This window comes from Acinetobacter shaoyimingii (genome assembly GCF_011578045.1).
GTDB classification, from domain to species: domain Bacteria; phylum Pseudomonadota; class Gammaproteobacteria; order Pseudomonadales; family Moraxellaceae; genus Acinetobacter; species Acinetobacter shaoyimingii.
The window spans coordinates 3453305-3472014 of the sequence record NZ_CP049801.1; the positions used below are offsets into that span (position 1 = coordinate 3453305).

The following is an 18710-nucleotide window of genomic DNA, read 5'->3' on the forward strand; positions in this document are numbered from 1 at the left end:
GCATGATGTGTGGATTTTTTTATGGCCAACTTTAAGAACACACAAAATCATGAACTCAAAATTCAAAAATGGATTAAAGAAGGACGAGGACAGGGTTTTGGAAATAGCTATAAACCTTGGCTCACAATTCGAGATGTGAGTTCAGAAGGTCGATCTCACCGGGTTTTTGGTCATAAAAGCCAAAGAACTCATCACCTTCTCTCTGATCTAGAACTTTCTACTTTCCTATTACTAGAGTGGCATTCAACGACTATCGATATCCGAGAACAATACCCCTTAGACATCGAAAAAACTCTAGAAATTGCGAAGACAATAGGAATTCCTCACCCTAGATTTGGGAAACACTATCAAATCATGACAAGTGATTTTTTAGTGGATACACATAATGCAATAAAACCCAAATTTGTAGTCCAAGTTAAATATTCAAATGCTCTCAATGACCCTCGCACAATAGAAAAAATAGAAATTGAACGACAATATTGGAAACAGCAAAACATACCTTTTTATATTTTTACCGAGCACCAAGTTCCTAAGACTGTTAGCCAGAACATCCAATGGTTATACAGTTCAATAAATACTACGGAACTAAGTGAAAAAGATACGCTAGATAAACTTAATTTTTATTCAGATATTTTCATTAAACATAAATCTAAAAAGATTAATGAATTAGCGAGAACGATTGATCAAAAATATCATTTTGAGTTAGGACAATCGTTAAGAGAAATTAGAGACTTACTGGCTCAAAGGTATTTCATATTTGATCTTAATATTTCTTTTAAGGATTTGAACACAGACCATATTCAATTAGGCGAGCTTAATATTTGGAATGAGGTACTTCATGCTGAAAATCAATGAAGTATTAAGTTTTGAAAGCTCTTTATTTAGGATTTTAACGATCCTACCTGACTCTGTGATTTGGATTAGTCTTGACTTGGAAAATTGTATGAGAGTAATAAAGCTTCATACCAAGTATTAAGGTGTCATACTGAACAATAAAGTTTAATACTATAATGTTCAAAATTAAGATAAAAAGGTGAGCTTATGAATTATTTTTCAGATAATCCGAGAGATGTTGGAATTACAGTTATTGGTGGTCTTACAGGTCATGGAGATATGACTCAAGCAGAACTTGATCAAAAGATTGAAGATGTTAAAGAATCATTACGTGCGAAAAAACCTTTAATTATGGATGAATTTTGGGATGCACAAAAGTCAGATGCAATTGACGAATTGAGTAAAAAGCATCCTCCTTTCAAAGTGGGTAATAATAATTAAGTTTTCTAGTATGAAACTTTATTACCCCAAAACACTTTAAAAGATTCATATTTAATTAATTGAGTATGAATCTTTTTTATTTATTGGCTTGTATGCTGTCACATGAAATCAAAGGCTTGAAGGTAATTCAGTATGATTCTTTTTTACTCTTGTACAAAAATGCTTTTCCAATTGAAGTTAGTAGAACAGAAATCTTAAAAGGTTTGGAAGACGGCAATATTGAAAGAGCAATAGACCCACATGAGTCACTTGCTTTCATTCAGCCTGAGAAGGAATCAGTACAAGAAATAAAACGTGACCAAAATTATGCACTTATTTATCCTCTGATCTCTCATGAATTATTTTATATTCCAGTACAAAGAGGAAAAATAATTAGCGAAATCATGAATCAACATGAAGTAACCAAACAAACTATTTATCGCTTAGCTCGCAGATATTGGCAAAGAGGACAAACTCCTAATGCATTGCTTCCTGATTACAGAAATAGCGGAGCTAAGGGTCAAAAAAGAATAGCTAAAGACAAAAAATTAGGTCGACCTCGTATCCATAATAGTGAACAAGGCATTAATGTTAATGAGAACATTGAAAAACTTTTCTATCGCACCATTAAATTATTCTTTTTAAAAGACAACAAACATTCACTCCCATTTGTATATCGAAAATTTCAAACCACATATAAAAATCTCTATCCTGATATAGCAGAATCAGATATTCCAACAATATGGCAGTTTAAGTATTACTACGAAAAAGAATTCAAAAAAATTGAAAGCATAAAATCTCGTATTGGTACATCCAGCTACCGAAAGGACTATCGTCCTTTGCAATCAACGTCTAACGCTCAAGTCACAGGCCCTGGTGCACGTTATGAAATTGATGCCACGATCGCTGATATTTATCTTGTTTCCAATTCAAATCCAGAAAGTATCGTTGGTAGACCCACCATTTACTTTGTGATTGACGTCTTCAGTAGATTAGTCGCAGGCTTTTATATAGGTTTTGAACCACCTTCATATTTAGCTGCAATACAAGCATTGAATATAGCGATGACCGATAAGGTTCAGTATTGTGCTGAGTATGGGATCTCAATTCAGCCAGAAGATTGGCCAGCTGTTGGTCTACCTGATGCTTTACTCGCGGATCGAGGAGAACTACTCGGTTATCAAATCGAAGTCTTAGAAAAAACTTTCGCTGTAAGACTCGAAAATGCGCCAGCTAGACGTGGTGATGCTAAAGGCATAGTGGAACAGGCTTTCAATACGTATCAGGCTTATTTCAAAAAAGAAGGTAAAGGAAATGGTGTTGTTGAAGGCACCACTGTAAAAAAGACTGGTGGTAATGATTACCGTCGAGATGCCACATTAAATATTCACCAATTTACTGAAATCATTCTTGCCTGCATCATCTCGCACAATCAATTTCATGTGTTAAAGACATATGACCGTGAGTCAGACATGCCTAATGACTTACCAACTATTCCCTTACATTTATGGAATTGGGGTATTCAAAACAGAACAGGAAAATTGAGGAGTGTTCCAGAGGAAGCACTCAGAATCGCATTATTGCCACGTACTAAAATCACAATATCAGACTTAGGCATAAAAGCATTTGGTCTTTACTACCTAGCGAAAGAAGTACTTGATCTCGGTTGGTTACATCGTAAAACAGGAAGTTCTCGTCCTCAAAACCTTGAAGCTGCATATGATCCTTACTCAGTGAATAAAATTTATATTTTTCCGAAAGATAATAGTCTCGAATATTGGATAGGGTCTCTGTCCGATCGATCGAGAGAATTTATAGATTGTACTTTGTGGGAAGTCAAAGAAAGGCAAAAAGCCCAAAAAGAGCACCTTGTACAGCACGAACTAGAGGCTTCAAAAAAACGAAGAGAGCTTGAAGCTTTTATCAGTGAAAAACTTAAAACTAAGCTTCTGAAGAGTCCAATTAAACCATCTCAACGAATCGCTGAAATCACTGAAAATAAAGCAAAAGAAAAAAATATTGAACGCAAAGCTAAGGTAAAACAGCAAGAAATAGTGGATACCAATATTATTCCAATGTCTAAACTGAAAACCTCAATTAAGCCTCAAGCTGCTGAAACGGTTCATTATCCAGACTTAACAGACGAATTATTTGGTGAGGATGAATAAATGACTTTGCCATTAAATTTTATTCAAGCACGTTACACTCCTAGTTTTGGTGAATATAAAGACAATCCATTTATTGAAGCTCTACCACCAATCATGCAAGAAATTGCAGATATCAAAGCTAATCTGATTGGTAAGGTGGACTTTAATCCTGAGGATATTCTGAGATCTAAGAACGAAAGAATTCATCTTTCATCTCAACTTCTTCATCAATTTTTTCAACCCATTACTCGGCATATTTCATTAGAACAAAAAATTGCAATATTAATTCGTCAAGGCTATGTCGGGCGCAATATTGCTGATGGGAAATTACACCAACATTTGCAAAACGGTTATGAGCGTATTATGTCGGGAGATATTAATGCCTTTCGTTTTGATGCACCAAAATCTACAGCTTTAAGCTATTCACTGATCGGTTGTTCAGGAAGTGGCAAAAGTACAACCCTACAGCGAATTCTGAACCTATATCCTCAAGTGATTTATCATGAAAAATATAACTTCACTCAACTCGTTTATCTCAAAATAGACTGCCCTCATGATGGCTCATTAAAAAATCTATGTTTGCATTTCTTTAAGGCAATTGATGTTGCATTAGGAACAGATTTTGAAAGAAAAGTTGCCTTAAAAAGATTAGGAATCGAAGCTCTACTCAACTATATGCGTCAAATTACCAATACCTATGCTATTGGTGTACTCGTCATTGATGAAATCCAACATCTGAGTGTTAAAAATTCAGGTGGTGCTGAAAAAATGCTGAACTTCTTTGTCACCTTAATCAATGTTGTAGGTTTGCCAGTGGTTATGGTCGGCACACCCAAAGCCAAATTTATATTTGATGGAGATCTGCGTTCAGCACGTCGTGGGGCTGGTTTCGGGGCTGTTATATGGGAACCTATGAAGAATATTCCTCCATTATCAAATACTACGACGAGAACAGAATGGATGGCTTTCACCAATGCCCTTTGGAAATACCAATGGCTAACCAATAAAGAACAACTGAGTGAAGAAATTCGAGACTGTTGGTATGAACTGTCTCAGGGCGTACTGGATATAGTCGTTAAACTTTTTGTTTTGGCTCAATGCCGAGCGATCATGACAGGACTAGAAAGAATAACGCCGAGTTTGCTTAGACAAGTCTATGAGGATGAACTTAAATTTGTCCATCCAATGATAGAAGCGCTTAAGTCTGGGGATCCTAATCGCATTGCACTTTATTCTGACTTAACTATTCCATATGTGGACAAAACATTACTTTTACTTCAGAAAAAAATAGAAGAAGAACAAGAAAAATTTGAACAATATAATGGAAATGTACATGCACAAAGATTGCATAATCTACTGATTGCCACTGGATATTCAGAATCTAAAGTGATTTCTGTAATCAAAAAAGCCTTTGTCGATTTCCCTCATCTCAATATGCAAGAACTCATGCCTATCGTTTCGAATTGGCTTACTGAAGTTGAGGTGGATAAAGAAATCAAACCTGAAAAAATGAATATCAGAAAAATAAAACAGAGCGAATGGATGACCTTACCATCAGATGATTTAAGGTTTAAGTTTTCTCAAAAGCACAAATCCCAAAATTTTTATGACGTTCTTCAATCAAGTGATTTAATTTTTGATACTCAAACTTGGGTACAATCAATGTAATAGTGGAATTGGCATGTTGAACTTTCCTACACCATATCCCAATGAGTTAATTTACAGCACGATAGCACGAGCTGGAATTCACCATGCTATTACAAGTCCTAAGCAATTACTCGAAGAAGTATTTGCTAATCGTAAGGTCATTGCCACGATTGACTTACCTAGCCATCTAACATGTCTTTTAACGCATTTATCACCGAACTACACACTTGAAAAGATTGTTTATGAACATACACTTTTTCCAATCCACGCTCTATTTTCTCCTGAAAATACACGGTTAAAATGCCTTCACTGGATGGGGAGTCAATCAAAAGGTTCTATCCATTTAGCATTAGGCGTTGCGGCATCCAAAGTTAAACAGATAACAACACATCGATATTGTCTCTATTGTTTAGAAGAACAATATCGCCAATATGGAGAATTCTTTTGGTCAAGAGTTTGGTATATCCAAGGCGCAAATTGTTGTAGCAAACATAAAGTTAAATTGTCAGAATTTTTACCACCAGCCCATTTGAATGGACGACATCAATTTATTCCTGCAAGTTTCATCCTAGATCGCAAGAAACCTTATACCCCTGCTCATGAGTTAGATCTAATCGTGAGTAGACGTGTTGATGAACTCTTAAAACTTCCTCCAACAACATCACCTACCTTTCATCAATGGAGTCAATTCTATCAGCGTACTGCAAAACGATTAGGTTTCAACAGAGGTTTTAAACACATTGATCATTCAAAAATTCATGTAGAAGTTATAAAAACATGGGATTTAAAATGGTTACAGCAACATGACCTAGATGAACTGGAGTCTGAAACATGTTGGCTTAGAGCTGTTTTTAGAAAGCATCGTAAGTCATTCAGTTATCTTGAACATGTTATTGTCTTAGAGACGTTTTTACCTAAAGACTGGACATGGGTAGCCATTCTGGGTGAAATTCATCAATTACCTGCTAAGTACTCTAATACTGATACACCTAGTGAAAGAACTAAGTGCAAAGACATATTGATGCTCAAAGAAAAACGTAATGAATGGATGTCTTTGATTAAAAATTTTGGAATAAAACCTTCTAGAGCCAAAAATGCTGCCTTATATGCATGGCTTTATCGAAATGATAAAACTTGGTTACTTACAAAAAATAGAAGCTTTCATGCTTTGCCCGCAAGTATTCCAAAGAAAGTAGATTGGCCTCTTAGGGATTGGCAAATGGTGAGGCGATTATTCAAAATATTCTATCAATCATTAGACGATTTGAGTTTACCTAGGCAATCTAGAAACTGGTATCTCAAGCAACTACCGCAACACTCCACCGTAGAGAAAAACCTATATCAGCTGCCCTTAACACATAAATTTTTGAGTACTTTTTCAGAAGATATTAGCTCTTATCAAATCCGAAGAATTACTCGAACCATTATTCAATTTCAAAAAATTAATCAACACCAAGCGAGTTGGCAATTATTACGATATTCGGGATTAAGTGAAGAACGATTAACAGATGAAGCACTCAAATTCCTAAATCAAATTAAAAGGATTAATCATGGCTAAGATAAGTCACATCGCTAAGAATATGAAAATAAAAAAGATTGGTTCTTTGTTTAAAAAACATAACTCAGGCAGTTGGGCAATAAATTTAGCTTTGGAAAATGAAAATAAAATACCTGAGACGACTTTCACTAATTTTTCTAATGCAAAATTATTAAGAAAAAATAGCCACATCAACCCCACTCAAGAATATCCCAAAGGCTACAATTTACGCTTTAAAATTAGTTCAACTCAAGATTGGCTATCTTCTGTCAATAATACAAACTTACCGAAAGGAAAGTTTCTAGAACATTATTTCTTGTTTGATGCAGTCCGTGTGGATCAATTCGGTCAGCCAATGTCCGAAACCATCAAAATTAAGCTCCCTCAATTTGAACTTGCTCGATCTCTGTTTTTCTACACTCCATATTTAGCAAGATCAGCAATTATAGAGAATAGTTTGAGCATCGATTTTGATATTGTTTCAAATCAAAATCATTATCTCATCAATATTTTACCAGCTTGCTCATACCCTATTTCTCATTTCAATGATTCAGGTATTCGACGCATCTTATCTTGGATTCTTCTTGATCCTGAGATTCGACAAGCTTTTGAAAGTATCAGTCAGTTTTGTACCAAATATGGCTATGACGCTGACCAATATCGTATATGGAGTTTTTGTTTTAATCCCCCTCAACTCAATGGAGTGATCTTTGATTCATATGGCTATTACAAGGCTGAAACTTCTGAGTTTTTTGTCAATGAAATATCAGGTTTCGAAAGAATCTCAAGCCGAATTTCTAAAGAAGTTGAGTTCTATAGCGATAAATTCACTGAGTCTAAATCAGGTGGTAAAGGCGAAAACTCTTCAGGAACTAAAAATAATGGAAAAGAACCGACCATCAAAGATGATGAAGATGGCAATAGCGATGATGTTCAAATTATTGATGTTGAACCGACACACTTCGACTTCCTAGAAGCAATTGAAACACGTAAAACTTCAAAAAAATCTAGACATAGAAACCATGGTACAAAAGATCAAGACCTACCATCTAACAATGCAAGACCGCAAGTCAGTACTAATGAGCCTATTTCTGAGGGTACTATCCCCTCTGCTGAATTTAATGGTGTTGAAGATGAAACTGAAGATCTTCATCTGTATCTTGATCGATTTTCTGCATTTCAACAAATGATTGATTTGTTTTGCAAAGAAAACTCAGTTAAAAATTTTAGCTTTCAACTTCACAAATTACCTAACATTCAAGGCCACTCCAAACATATAAAGACTGATGGTAATCCTAGATGTGTCGCAGAAGTCAGTTTTCAATTTAATGGTCAAAATATTGTGATCTTAGAAGTAGATACTTCTGACAATAAGAAACCTATCTCAACTCGTGTTTTATCGCTTAAAGACATGAATCAATGGAACCAAACTGATCGAGCAAAAGTATTTGAGCTAGTAATTACTCAATGTTTACGTTGGCCAAAAGGCATTTTTAAACATATTAGCTCTAAAAATAGTACGTTAAACCACCCCAGGATGAATTCAAAGAATCAGGAAATATCCGATTCTGAATTGGCTCATTGGGCAAATCGTATGACATTAATCCTTAATGCTAATACATAATTTTCTAAAATTTCTTAATGAAATTAAGTTTGTGATTCACAAATTTAACTTTGTTTAATTTGTTAAGATAATTGGCATATATCCTCTTTGTAATTAAAGACTATGAACGCAGTTGAAATTGAAGCGGCCGTATCCGAGCTCGCAGCAAAACCTTTTGATGCTCAAGAGTTTGCTTTTGATTTTTTAAGAGCATTTAGTAATAAAGAAACAACAATAAAAAAACTTCGAGCGGGTCAAAGCAACTCATCAGATATTGAGCATGGAGTATTACAGCGTAACCATATTCATATCGCTGTATGTGACCAAGATAAAGTAACCGAAACTTTAACAGCTTTACGTAAAAGCAAGGCAACAGAAAAAGCGAAAGCAAAATTTATTCTCGCAACGGACGGTTTGAATTTACAAGCTGAGGATCTAATTTCTGGCGACACTATTAGTTCAAATTTCTCTGAGTTTGCAGAGCATTTTGGTTTCTTTTTACCTTTAGCAGGTATTTCTACGATTCGAGAGATTAAAGATAACCCGATAGATGTGCGTGCAACGGGTCGTCTCAATAAGCTCTACATTGAACTTTTAAAAGAGAACCCAGATTGGGCCACTGAAGAACGTCGTCAAGACATGAACCATTTCATGGCACGTTTAATTTTTTGTTTCTTTGCTGAGGATACAGAAATATTTAAGCCCACTGGAATCTTTACGAAGACAATTTCAGATATGTCAGAACGTGATTCCAGCAATACCCATGAAGTGATTAGTACATTATTTCATGCAATGAATATAGAAGATTCAAAGCGTGCAGAGACTAAACTTCCTGTATGGGCAAAAAGATTCCCTTATGTAAATGGTGGCTTATTCTCGGGCAGTACTGAGGTGCCTAAATTCTCTAAGATAGCTCGTACTTACTTGTTACATGCAGGTGAGCTGAATTGGCAAAAAATTAATCCAGATATTTTTGGATCAATGATTCAAGCAGTCACCAATGATGATGAACGTGGTTCATTAGGGATGCACTATACTAGTGTTCCAAACATCTTAAAGGTATTAAACCCTCTATTCTTAGATGATTTAAACGAGCAATTAGAAGCATCAAAGGAAAGTCCTTTGAAGTTGTTCAATTTACGTAAACGTATTGCACGTATTCGTGTGTTTGACCCTGCATGTGGTTCGGGAAATTTCCTTGTTATTGCGTATAAAGAGCTACGCAAAATTGAGGCTAAAATTAATGAGCTACGCAATGAAAAAGGTCGTGCAACAGACATTCCACTGACGAATTTCCGTGGTATTGAGATCAATAGTTTCCCTGCTGAAATTGCACGTTTAGCCTTGGTGATCGCTGAGTATCAATCGAATGTTCAGTACTGTGGTCAGATTGAAGCATTGCAAACAGTTTTACCACTTTCTAAAGAGAATTGGATTATTTGTGGTAATGCGTTACGTTTGGATTGGTTAAGTATTTGTCCGCCAACAGGTAATGCGGTGAAAGTTGTTGCGGATGATTTATTTGAGACACCGTTAGTACAGACTGAAATTGACTTTGAAAATGAAGGTGGGGAAACCTATATTTGTGGTAATCCTCCCTATCTAGGATCTACTTGGCAAACTGACGAACAAAAAGCTGATCTAGAAAAATTATTTAGAAAAGAAACTAATGTTTGGAAGTCTTTAGATTATGTCTCAGGATGGTTTTTCAAAGCGGCTCTATATATTTCTGAAAATACAGATGCTAAGTCAGCTTTAGTAGCTACTAACTCTATTTGTCAAGGGCAGCAAGTAGCAATATTGTGGCCATCAATTTTTGCGAGGAAAATTAATATTGAATTTGCTTATACTAGTTTTTCATGGGCAAATTTAGCTGCACATAATGCAGGGGTAACAGTAATAATAGTTGGGTTATCTAAACAGAGTAGTACGAAAAAACGCATATTTACTACTTCTAGTGAAAACGAGATTCTTGAAAAAACTGTTAATAATATTAACGCCTACTTGGTTGAGGGTGAAAATATTATTATTGAAAAAAGATCTAAACCAATCTCAGATCTAACAGAAATGATTGCAGGAAATAAACCAGTTGATGGTGGCAACTTATTACTCACTTTAAACGAATTGCAAAATCTAAATTTAGACAAAGGCTTGCAAAGAAAAATTATAAAGCAGTGTTATGGATCCGCAGAATTAATAAGAGGTCTTCAACGATATTGTATATGGATTGATAAGTCCAATTTGGATGAAGCAACTGAGAATGCTGAAATATATTCAAGAATTGAAGCTGTTAAAAAAATTAGGTTAGCTAGTTCAAAAGAATCTACAAGAAAAGCCGCAGAGAGAGCTTTTTCATTTGAGGAAACTAAGCCAACAGCTAATAAATCAGCTTTATGTGTTCCTGTGACGAGTTCTGAAAATAGAGAGTATTTGCCTGTTGATATATTAAGTCCAGAAAAGATTGTATTAAATACAGCTTGTGTAGCTAATGATGCACCACTTTGGAATATGGCGATTATTACATCAAAAATTATGCAAGTATGGGTAGGTGCAGTATGTATTCGTATGCGTACTGATTTTCGTTTTACACCTACATTAGCTTGGAACACTTTTCCAGTTCCAAGTCTTACAGAAAAAAATAAAGCTGATTTAACTCGCTGTGCTGAAAATATTTTATTAGCTCGTGAAGCGCATTTCCCTGCAACGATTGCAGATCTTTATGATCCAGAAAAAATGCCAGAAAACTTACGCCAAGCACATGAAGAAAATGATGAGGTGCTAGAGCGTATCTATATTGGTCGTCGCTTTAAAAATGATACAGAGCGCCTAGAAAAACTATTTTCAATGTATACAGAAATGACTTCAAAACAAGCTGGGAAGAAAAAAGCATGACAACTTCAGAAAATCCAACTAATCAACGAACTGTCCCTGCTGTTTCCATTAAAATAGCTTGTACAGGAGCATCAAATAAAGCGAATGAACTCGGCATGCGCCCAATGCAGGAACGTGCTTATGATAAACGTGGTGAACAATACCTACTAATTAAATCACCGCCAGCATCAGGTAAATCACGTGCATTGATGTTTGTTGCTTTAGATAAATTAGCTAATCAAGGGATTCAGCAAGCACTAATTGTGGTGCCTGAACGCTCTATTGGCAGTAGCTTTGCTGATGAAGAATTAACAAAGCATGGTTTCTGGGCAGATTGGAAAGTAAAACCCCATTGGAACCTCTGTAATGTACCCAATGCTGATGATGAAAAAGTTGCAAAGTCTAAAGTAAAAGCAGTTGGTGAATTTTTAGCAAGTGAAGACAAAGTATTAGTGTGTACGCATGCAACTTTCCGCTTTGCTGTGGAAGAGCTTGGTGTAGAAGCATTTGATAATCGATTAATTGCAATTGATGAATTCCATCATGTAAGTAGTAATCCAGATAATAAACTGGGTGCTCAACTCAGTCAGTTTATGGAGCGAGATAAAGCGCATATCGTAGCGATGACAGGTTCATACTTCCGTGGAGATTCTGAAGCGGTTTTATCGCCAACCGATGAAAATAAGTTTGAGACAGTTACCTATACGTACTACGAACAACTGAATGGCTATACCTATTTAAAAGCCTTAGATATTGGGTATTTTTTCTATACAGGGAAATACACTGATGCTGTTATGAAAGTTTTAGATCCTACGCTTAAAACTATTATTCATATTCCAAATGTCAATTCTCGTGAAAGCACCCAAATGGGTAAGCATATCGAAGTTGAACACATTATGGATGCAATGGGGACTTGGAAAGGGGTTGATGAAGAAACAGGTTTCCATCTAATCGAAATCACAACAGAGATGGGCAATAAGCGCATTTTAAAAGTTGCTGACCTTGTAGATGATAGTGATGCAGCAAAACGCTCTAAAGTACTGACAGCACTAAAAGATCCAAAACAACGCTTTAACCGTGATCATGTCGATATCATTATTGCCTTAGGTATGGCGAAAGAGGGCTTTGACTGGATTTGGTGTGAGCATGCTTTAACGATTGGTTACCGTAGTAGCTTAACTGAGATTGTACAAATTATTGGTCGTGCTACTCGAGATGCTGAAGGTAAACACCGTGCCAAATTTACCAATTTAATTGCTGAGCCTGATGCATCTGAAAAACTCGTTGTCGAAGCTGTAAACGATATGCTGAAAGCCATTGCTGCAAGTTTGTTAATGGAGCAAGTGTTAGCGCCTCGTTTTGAATTTACGCCTAAAGATCAGGGTGCATTAGATGGCTTTGATTATGGCAAAGATGGTTATCAAAAAGGTAAAACAAACGTTGGTATTAATGGTAAGACAGGACAAGTCCATGTCGAAATTAATGACCTAAAAAAACCAGAATCTGAAGAAGCTAATCGTATTTGTAAAGAAGATTTAAACGAAATTATTACGGCTTTTGTTCAAAATAAATCTGCTATTGAACGTGGCCTCTTTGACCAAGAAAATGTCGTACCTGAAGAATTAACGCAGTTAGCGCTGGGTAAAATTGTTCAGGAAAAATATCCAGAATTAGAGCCTGAAGATCAAGAAGCCGTACGTCAACATGCCATTGCAGCATTTAACTTGATCCAGCAAGCGAAAAAAGAGCTTGAACAAGCCCAACAAACGCTTGGAGGCACAACAGCTGGCCCTAGCGGAACTGGAAATCCAGATGATAAACCTGAATCGAACATAGCGTTTATTCAGGGTGTTAAACGTTTTATGAATGTACGTGATTTGGATATTGATTTGATTGATCACATCAATCCATTCGAATCAGCGTATGCCGTCCTTTCTAAAGCAATGGATGAAGCAACACTAAGACAAGTTCAAGCACATATTTCGGCTAAGCGTATCAACCTAAGCCCTGAAGAGGCAAAAGAATTAGCAATTCGAGCTGTGCAGTTTAAAAAAGAGCGAGGTCGTTTGCCAGATATTAACTCTCAAGATGCGTGGGAAAAACGTATGGCTGAAGGTGTTGCAGCCTTTGCTCGATTCAAGGCACAAGAAAAAGCGAAAGCGAGTTCTTAATTAGGAGAATCAGTGATGGAACGACTGACAGATGATCAAATTCTAGATGAACTTGAAATTCAACTTGAGTTAAAATCGCCAAAAGTCTTAACGCCTTTACAGGAACGTTTGATTTCTGGGTTTGAAGAAATTAATCACTTCTTTGAAACCCATCAGCGAATTCCATCACATCATGCTGATGCAGATATTTTTGAAAAATTATGTGCATCTCGATTAGATAAAATCAAACAGAATTCTGAAATGAAATCTGTTGTTCTATTCTTAGATAAATTCAATCTCTTAGGTTAAACAAGGTAAATTTATGGCTGATTTTTCTGATGACGAGTTATTGTCAGAGTTGGGAATTGATCTAGCACCAGTTAAGTCAGTGACCTATACAGCTAAAGAAGAACGTTTAATCTCTGGCTTTGAAGAAATCATTCATTTCTATGAAGAGCATAAAAGAGTGCCATCTAATACTGCTGAGACGGATATTTTTGAACGTATGTATGCTGTGAGATTGGCTCAACTCAAACAATCTGATGAAGCAAAAAAGCTGTTAGCTGATTTTGATCAATACAGCTTGTTGTCTGATTCTGATAATGAAAATTCAGATGTAGCAAGTTTAGCAGAGGATGATTTACTCGCTGAATTAGGGATTGAATTGGAAGATGAAGAAAATATTCTTATTCTAAAAAATGTACGGACTCAAGAAGAACGTAAAGAAGCTGAATTAGTTGGTAGACAAAAAGTATGTGAAGATTTTGGAGTATTTGAACCATTATTTAATCAAATCCAAAGCGAGTTAGAAACTGGTATTCGATACACTAAGCGCTATGGGAAAAATAATGTTTTAGAGAAAAATGATTGGTTCATACTCAATGGACAATTAGTGTTTATTGCAGAAATATCGGAATATTTTGAAACATCAGATGGCCATCTTGATGCAAGAACACGCTTAATCTATTCAAATGGCACAGAGAGCAATATTTTAATGCGCTCGTTAACTAAATCTTTATATAAAGATGAAGCTGGTAGACGTGTACTAATTACAAATAATACAGGCCCTTTATTCGTTGAAGAAAACTTACCTAAGTTAGAAAATGAGATTGAAATACAAAGTGGTACTATTTACGTACTTCGTAGCTTATCGAGCAACTCTTTTATTAAAGAACATAAACAAGTTATTCATAAAATTGGCGTAACTACTAGTAAAGTGAATAAACGCATCACTGATGCTAAAAATGATCCTACTTATCTGCTCGCAGATGTAGAACTAGTTGCTAGCTATGCATTACCAGAAAATGTTGTACCTCATAAATTAGAAAAATTGATTCACAAAGTTTTACAATCTGCTCAGTTAGATATCAATATTGAAGATAGATTTGGTAAACCTGTGAAACCGAAAGAATGGTTTTTAGTACCTCTAGAAATTATTGAAGAAATCATTAAACATTTGAAAAATGGTACGATTACTGAATATATTTATGATATTAACAAAGCAACTTTAGTACCTATAACTAAGGAATCAGACTCCTAGCTGGTATTTTTAAACTATCAGCTAGTTGAAAGATTTTTTCTAAAGTAGGATTCACCTCTCCCCTTTCAATCCGTCCTAAATAACTACGATCCATATTACAGAGCAATGCCAATTGCTCTTGTGACATGTTTCGTTCTTTTCGATATTTACGAACAAGTTGCCCAAATTGAATAGTAAGTTCTGACATAAACATTCAAATGCTTAAAAAACAGAACTATCACTATTTGAGGACTATATATCCACGGACTATAATCCTCTTTTTAAGTTTTCTAGTCTTTCATCATGAAACAAATTGCTTCCCCTATCTTTAAATATTTTCTTTTACTTTTATCCCGCAATCAAATTAATGGATGGACATCAAACAAAATTTGGAACAACTTGAATCTTTCAAAAGATGAGAAGCATCAAATCAACAAACAGCAGCTTTATAGACTTCTGAGAAAAATGGTCCGACAAGGACACTTGGCCAAACATATTCATCCTGACAACTCAAGACTTTCAACATTTGTCGAGACAGAAAGTATGAACGCCTTTAGAAAGCAATTTGAAAATCATATCGTGAAACATGATTCAGAAAAACTTGAACTAAAAACTAAAGAATTAAAAGAAAATCAAAAAATTTACGAAAATCAAATCAAAGCTTCTGAACAAGCACTTATAGACTTTCCAGAATTAAGAACTGAAATATTAGGAAGAAAAAACCAAATACTTCAAGATATTGAAAAACTGAAAGCTTACACTGACTTTCTAGCATCATTGATATGAGAATAGATTCAAAAAAAACTAAAGTTTCATTTCAGTATGAAACTTTATTACTCGATGGAAAGTAAAAGTGGAAGAAAAGATAAAGCTGAGTATGAAACTTTATTACTCTCGTACATATGTTGTATGAGAGTAATAAAGATATACCTAGTGAAATCATATAATCAAACCTAATCAAAAAGCCGATTTAAAAATCGGCTTTTTGATTCATACATTTTGACCTGTCACCATACCGATAACACCAAATAAAATGCCACGCTCATAACAGTCATCGCAAAAATGCGTTGAACAGCGTACACAGAAATAAAACAGCTTAGTGATCTACCCAGAACCATCCCAATAACACAAGCCATCACGAATCCTATGGTCACAGAAATTGGATATTGATATCCTTCAAGCATATGCATTGCAATGCTAACGCCACCAATTAAAAAGATGATCATCAGCGATGTTGCCACAATGCTCCGCATATCTAAATTTGTGACTTTACGTAGTGCTGGCACGATCGCAAAACCACCACCTACCCCCAAAAGCCCTGTCAAAAGTCCTGCCACCATACCCAAAGCACCCAAAATGGATGCCGTTTTTAGATTCCACATGAAGCGCCCCGTGTTTTGATTCACTTTACAAGGCGGATTTGCCACATCATGAACATGGTTGAAAAAAATCCGATACGCCACAATCAGCATCACCCCACTAAACCCCAAGGTCAGCCAAATGGGTGAAATGATATGACTGAGTGAAACACCAAAATGTGCAAATGGAACACTGATCACAGCAATCCAAAGTGCCGCACGGTATCGGACAATCTTTTGTAGAAAACCTTGAATCGTTCCCACAAATGCTGAAAATGTAATGGCGAGCAACCCGACTGGTGCTGCTTGAGCAACAGACCAACCTTGGCTTGCCATGAGTGCAGGCACAGCCAAAATGCCACCACCAGCACCTGTCAGCCCCAATAGGCAACCAATGGCTAAGCCTTCTAAAATGAGTAACCACATGATGTTATTTCACCTGTATTCATCGGATCAGGCTTATTACAGACAATAAGCACCCTACCCATTTTTTAAATCAATAAAAATGGGAGTTTTAGTGTGTGGAAATTACTGGTTTGCTAAGCTAGGTTTGACCATCCATTCATGACCTTTGAGCATGCCATTCCAATAAACATAAGGAATGATTCGGGCTTTTAATAACCATGCAAAAGCAGTTGGACGTTGACCATCCAATAACCATTTCGGGAAGCTTGGATTGAGTACACCACCATAGTTAAATTCGGCCAAAACCACTTTGCCCCGTTCAACTGTCAGTGGACATGAACCATAGCCATCGTAATGTGCAAATTGCTGACTTCCTTTAAGGTATTGCAGAACATTGACGGCAACAATGGGGGCTTGTTTACGAACTGCTGCAGCTGTTTTAGCATTGGTGGTATTGGTGACATCACCCAACGCAAAAATGTTGGCGTATTGTGGCTTCTGATGTTGCAAAGTTTTAGGATTGACATCAACCCAACCTGCAGCATCCACCAATGGGCTTGAGCGAATAAAGTCAGGAGCATGTTGTGGTGGCACCACATGAATCATGTCGAATTCAGTTTCAATGATATTTTTTTCATCACCAATGGTGACTTCAAACCAAGCATGTTTACGTTCACCATCAATTTTGACCAAACGATGGCTGAAATGCAGGTTGATGTCATATTTCTGTACATATTCCATCAATGCTGGAACATAGGCTTGCACTCCAAATAACACACCACCTGCATTAAAGAATTCAACCTGAATGTCTTTCAAATGACATTGTTTTTGCCAATGATCTGAAGACAAGTACATCGCTTTTTGTGGCGCACCTGCACATTTAATTGGCATGGGTGGCTGAGTGAAGATCGCTTTACCTTTTTTCAACTGACTGACCAATTGCCAGGTATATGGAGCAAGATCGTAACGGTAATTTGAAGTCACCCCATTTTTACCTAAGGTTTCTTCAAGCCCTTCTATGCCTTTCCAGTTGAGTTGTAAACCTGGGCAAACCACCAAAACATCATAGCGAATCTTACTTTGATCTTTTAAAATCACTTGATTTTGTTCTGGTTCAAATCCCACAACAGCTTCCTGAATCCAATGCACTTTTGCAGGCATGACATCTTGCATACGGCGTTTGGTTTGCTCTGGAGTAAAAATACCCCCACCGACCATGGTCCATCCAGGCTGATAATAATGTGATTCCGCAGGATCAATTACTGCAATATCGAGACTAGGTTGACGAGCCAATAAACTGGATGCTGTAGAAAGTCCTGCAGCTCCGCCACCGACAATGACTACACTAAACTTTTTCATGTTAACTGCCTAATATTTAATGATGACCTCATCACCTCAGACTTTTAATCCAATTGTGATGGGTCTAATTCAACTGATGTAATGGGGAATTCCCATCATTTGATTCATTCTGTTCACATGCCATTACAAAATGGACAATAGAAAATCAGTGATATGAACAGGGTCTTAGGATTGCCCGCATGCTTGATTGGCAGGTAATGCAACATCAATTTTTTCTGGATAAGGCAAATTCAAATTTGCCATAATGTCGATAAATTCAGCCTTGGAACGTCCTTGTCCTAAACGTGAATTGTGCAAACGCTCGTGTTGCACAGTGGTGCTGAATCGACCACGATAGTCATGTCCAGGATAGATCACGGTCTCATCGGGCAAAGTAAAAATTTGTTGATGAATACTGTCATATAATGTGGCTGCATCTCCTTCCTGAAAATCTGTTCGACCACAGCCATCAATCAGTAATGCATCGCCTGTAAAGACCATACCTTCAGTCACATAACTGGTACAAGCTCGGGTATGACCTGGGGTGTAACGTGCCTCAATCAAAATTTGTCCAATTCGAATCGCACTACGGTCAGTAATATAAATATCTGCACATGCCACACCAGAATGACGATGAATCACGGTTTTACAGCCAAATTTGCTTCGAAGTGAATTTGCAGCAGTAACGTGATCTGCATGGACATGCGTGTCTAAGCTATAAGACAACACTAAATTTTGCGACTGCAATACTTCTGCATATTTTTCGATTTCAGAAACGACTGGATCAATCAATACCGCTTCACGACTTTGCTCACATGCAATTAAGTAGGTATAAGTCGAACTTTGCTTTTCGAAGAATTGCTGGAAGATCATTCAAATTC

14 protein-coding genes and 1 pseudogene are annotated in these 18710 nt (G+C 36.5%); 11 read left to right on the top strand and 4 right to left on the bottom strand.

All coding sequences use genetic code 11. The annotated features are described in order from the left end of the window. Nucleotides 1–21: 21 nt before the first annotated feature. From G8E00_RS15735 to G8E00_RS15780, 10 genes are all read left to right on the top strand, one after another. Nucleotides 22–855: a TnsA endonuclease N-terminal domain-containing protein gene (locus G8E00_RS15735; RefSeq protein ID WP_166226163.1), complete on the top strand. Its 834-nt coding sequence runs from the start codon at nt 22–24 to the stop codon at nt 853–855. 186 nt (nt 856–1041) lie between these two features. Continuing rightward, nucleotides 1042–1275 (top strand): hypothetical protein, encoded by a 234-nt coding sequence (locus tag G8E00_RS15740; protein ID WP_166226166.1) that lies wholly within the window; start codon nt 1042–1044, stop codon nt 1273–1275. Between the two features lie 65 nt (nt 1276–1340). Next, nucleotides 1341–3422, top strand: coding sequence for a DDE-type integrase/transposase/recombinase (locus tag G8E00_RS15745; protein WP_166226169.1), 2082 nt, complete (start codon nt 1341–1343; stop codon nt 3420–3422). Then, nucleotides 3423–5069: an AAA family ATPase gene (locus G8E00_RS15750; RefSeq protein WP_166226172.1), complete on the top strand. Its 1647-nt coding sequence runs from the start codon at nt 3423–3425 to the stop codon at nt 5067–5069. It begins immediately after the preceding gene. A gap of 13 nt (nt 5070–5082) precedes the next feature. Further along, nucleotides 5083–6606, top strand: a complete 1524-nt coding sequence (locus G8E00_RS15755; RefSeq protein ID WP_166226177.1) for a TnsD family Tn7-like transposition protein — start codon at nt 5083–5085, stop codon at nt 6604–6606. Then, nucleotides 6599–8209 carry a Tn7-like element transposition protein TnsE gene (locus tag G8E00_RS15760; RefSeq protein WP_166226180.1) on the top strand — a complete coding sequence of 537 codons (1611 nt, stop codon included), beginning with the start codon at nt 6599–6601 and terminating at the stop codon, nt 8207–8209. The genes G8E00_RS15755 and G8E00_RS15760 overlap by 8 nt, the downstream gene beginning before the upstream one ends. Nucleotides 8210–8311: 102 nt before the next feature. Further along, nucleotides 8312–11080, top strand: coding sequence for a class I SAM-dependent DNA methyltransferase (locus tag G8E00_RS15765; protein ID WP_166226183.1), 2769 nt, complete (start codon nt 8312–8314; stop codon nt 11078–11080). Continuing rightward, a complete protein-coding gene (locus tag G8E00_RS15770; protein WP_166226186.1) occupies nt 11077–13230 on the top strand; it encodes a DEAD/DEAH box helicase in 2154 nt (717 codons plus the stop codon). Before G8E00_RS15765 ends, G8E00_RS15770 begins: the two co-directional genes overlap by 4 nt. Nucleotides 13231–13245: 15 nt before the next feature. Beyond that, entirely contained in the window at nt 13246–13518 is a 273-nt protein-coding gene (locus G8E00_RS15775) for a hypothetical protein (protein ID WP_166226189.1), read from the top strand. A 13-nt stretch (nt 13519–13531) separates the two neighbouring features. Next, nucleotides 13532–14749, top strand: a complete 1218-nt coding sequence (locus G8E00_RS15780; protein ID WP_166226192.1) for a GIY-YIG nuclease family protein — start codon at nt 13532–13534, stop codon at nt 14747–14749. Here the strand turns inward: G8E00_RS15780 and G8E00_RS15785 are convergent. Beyond that, nucleotides 14730–14942 (bottom strand): helix-turn-helix domain-containing protein, encoded by a 213-nt coding sequence (locus tag G8E00_RS15785; protein ID WP_166226195.1) that lies wholly within the window; start codon nt 14940–14942, stop codon nt 14730–14732. The genes G8E00_RS15780 and G8E00_RS15785 overlap by 20 nt on opposite strands. Before the next feature lie 89 nt (nt 14943–15031). On the opposite strand from G8E00_RS15785, the gene G8E00_RS15790 reads away from it, so the two are divergent. Beyond that, nucleotides 15032–15514 carry a hypothetical protein gene (locus G8E00_RS15790; RefSeq protein ID WP_166226198.1) on the top strand — a complete coding sequence of 161 codons (483 nt, stop codon included), beginning with the start codon at nt 15032–15034 and terminating at the stop codon, nt 15512–15514. A 221-nt stretch (nt 15515–15735) separates the two neighbouring features. Here G8E00_RS15790 and G8E00_RS15795 read toward each other — a convergent pair whose 3' ends face one another. The 3 genes and pseudogenes from G8E00_RS15795 to G8E00_RS15805 form a co-directional block, all read right to left on the bottom strand. Continuing rightward, nucleotides 15736–16512 (bottom strand): sulfite exporter TauE/SafE family protein, encoded by a 777-nt coding sequence (locus tag G8E00_RS15795; RefSeq protein ID WP_166226201.1) that lies wholly within the window; start codon nt 16510–16512, stop codon nt 15736–15738. 102 nt (nt 16513–16614) lie between these two features. Next, a pseudogene (locus G8E00_RS15800) lies at nt 16615–17841 on the bottom strand (FAD-dependent oxidoreductase); the annotation flags it as partial. 174 nt (nt 17842–18015) lie between these two features. Next, a complete protein-coding gene (locus G8E00_RS15805) occupies nt 18016–18702 on the bottom strand; it encodes an MBL fold metallo-hydrolase (protein ID WP_166012480.1) in 687 nt (228 codons plus the stop codon). Between the last annotated feature and the right edge of the window lie 8 nt (nt 18703–18710).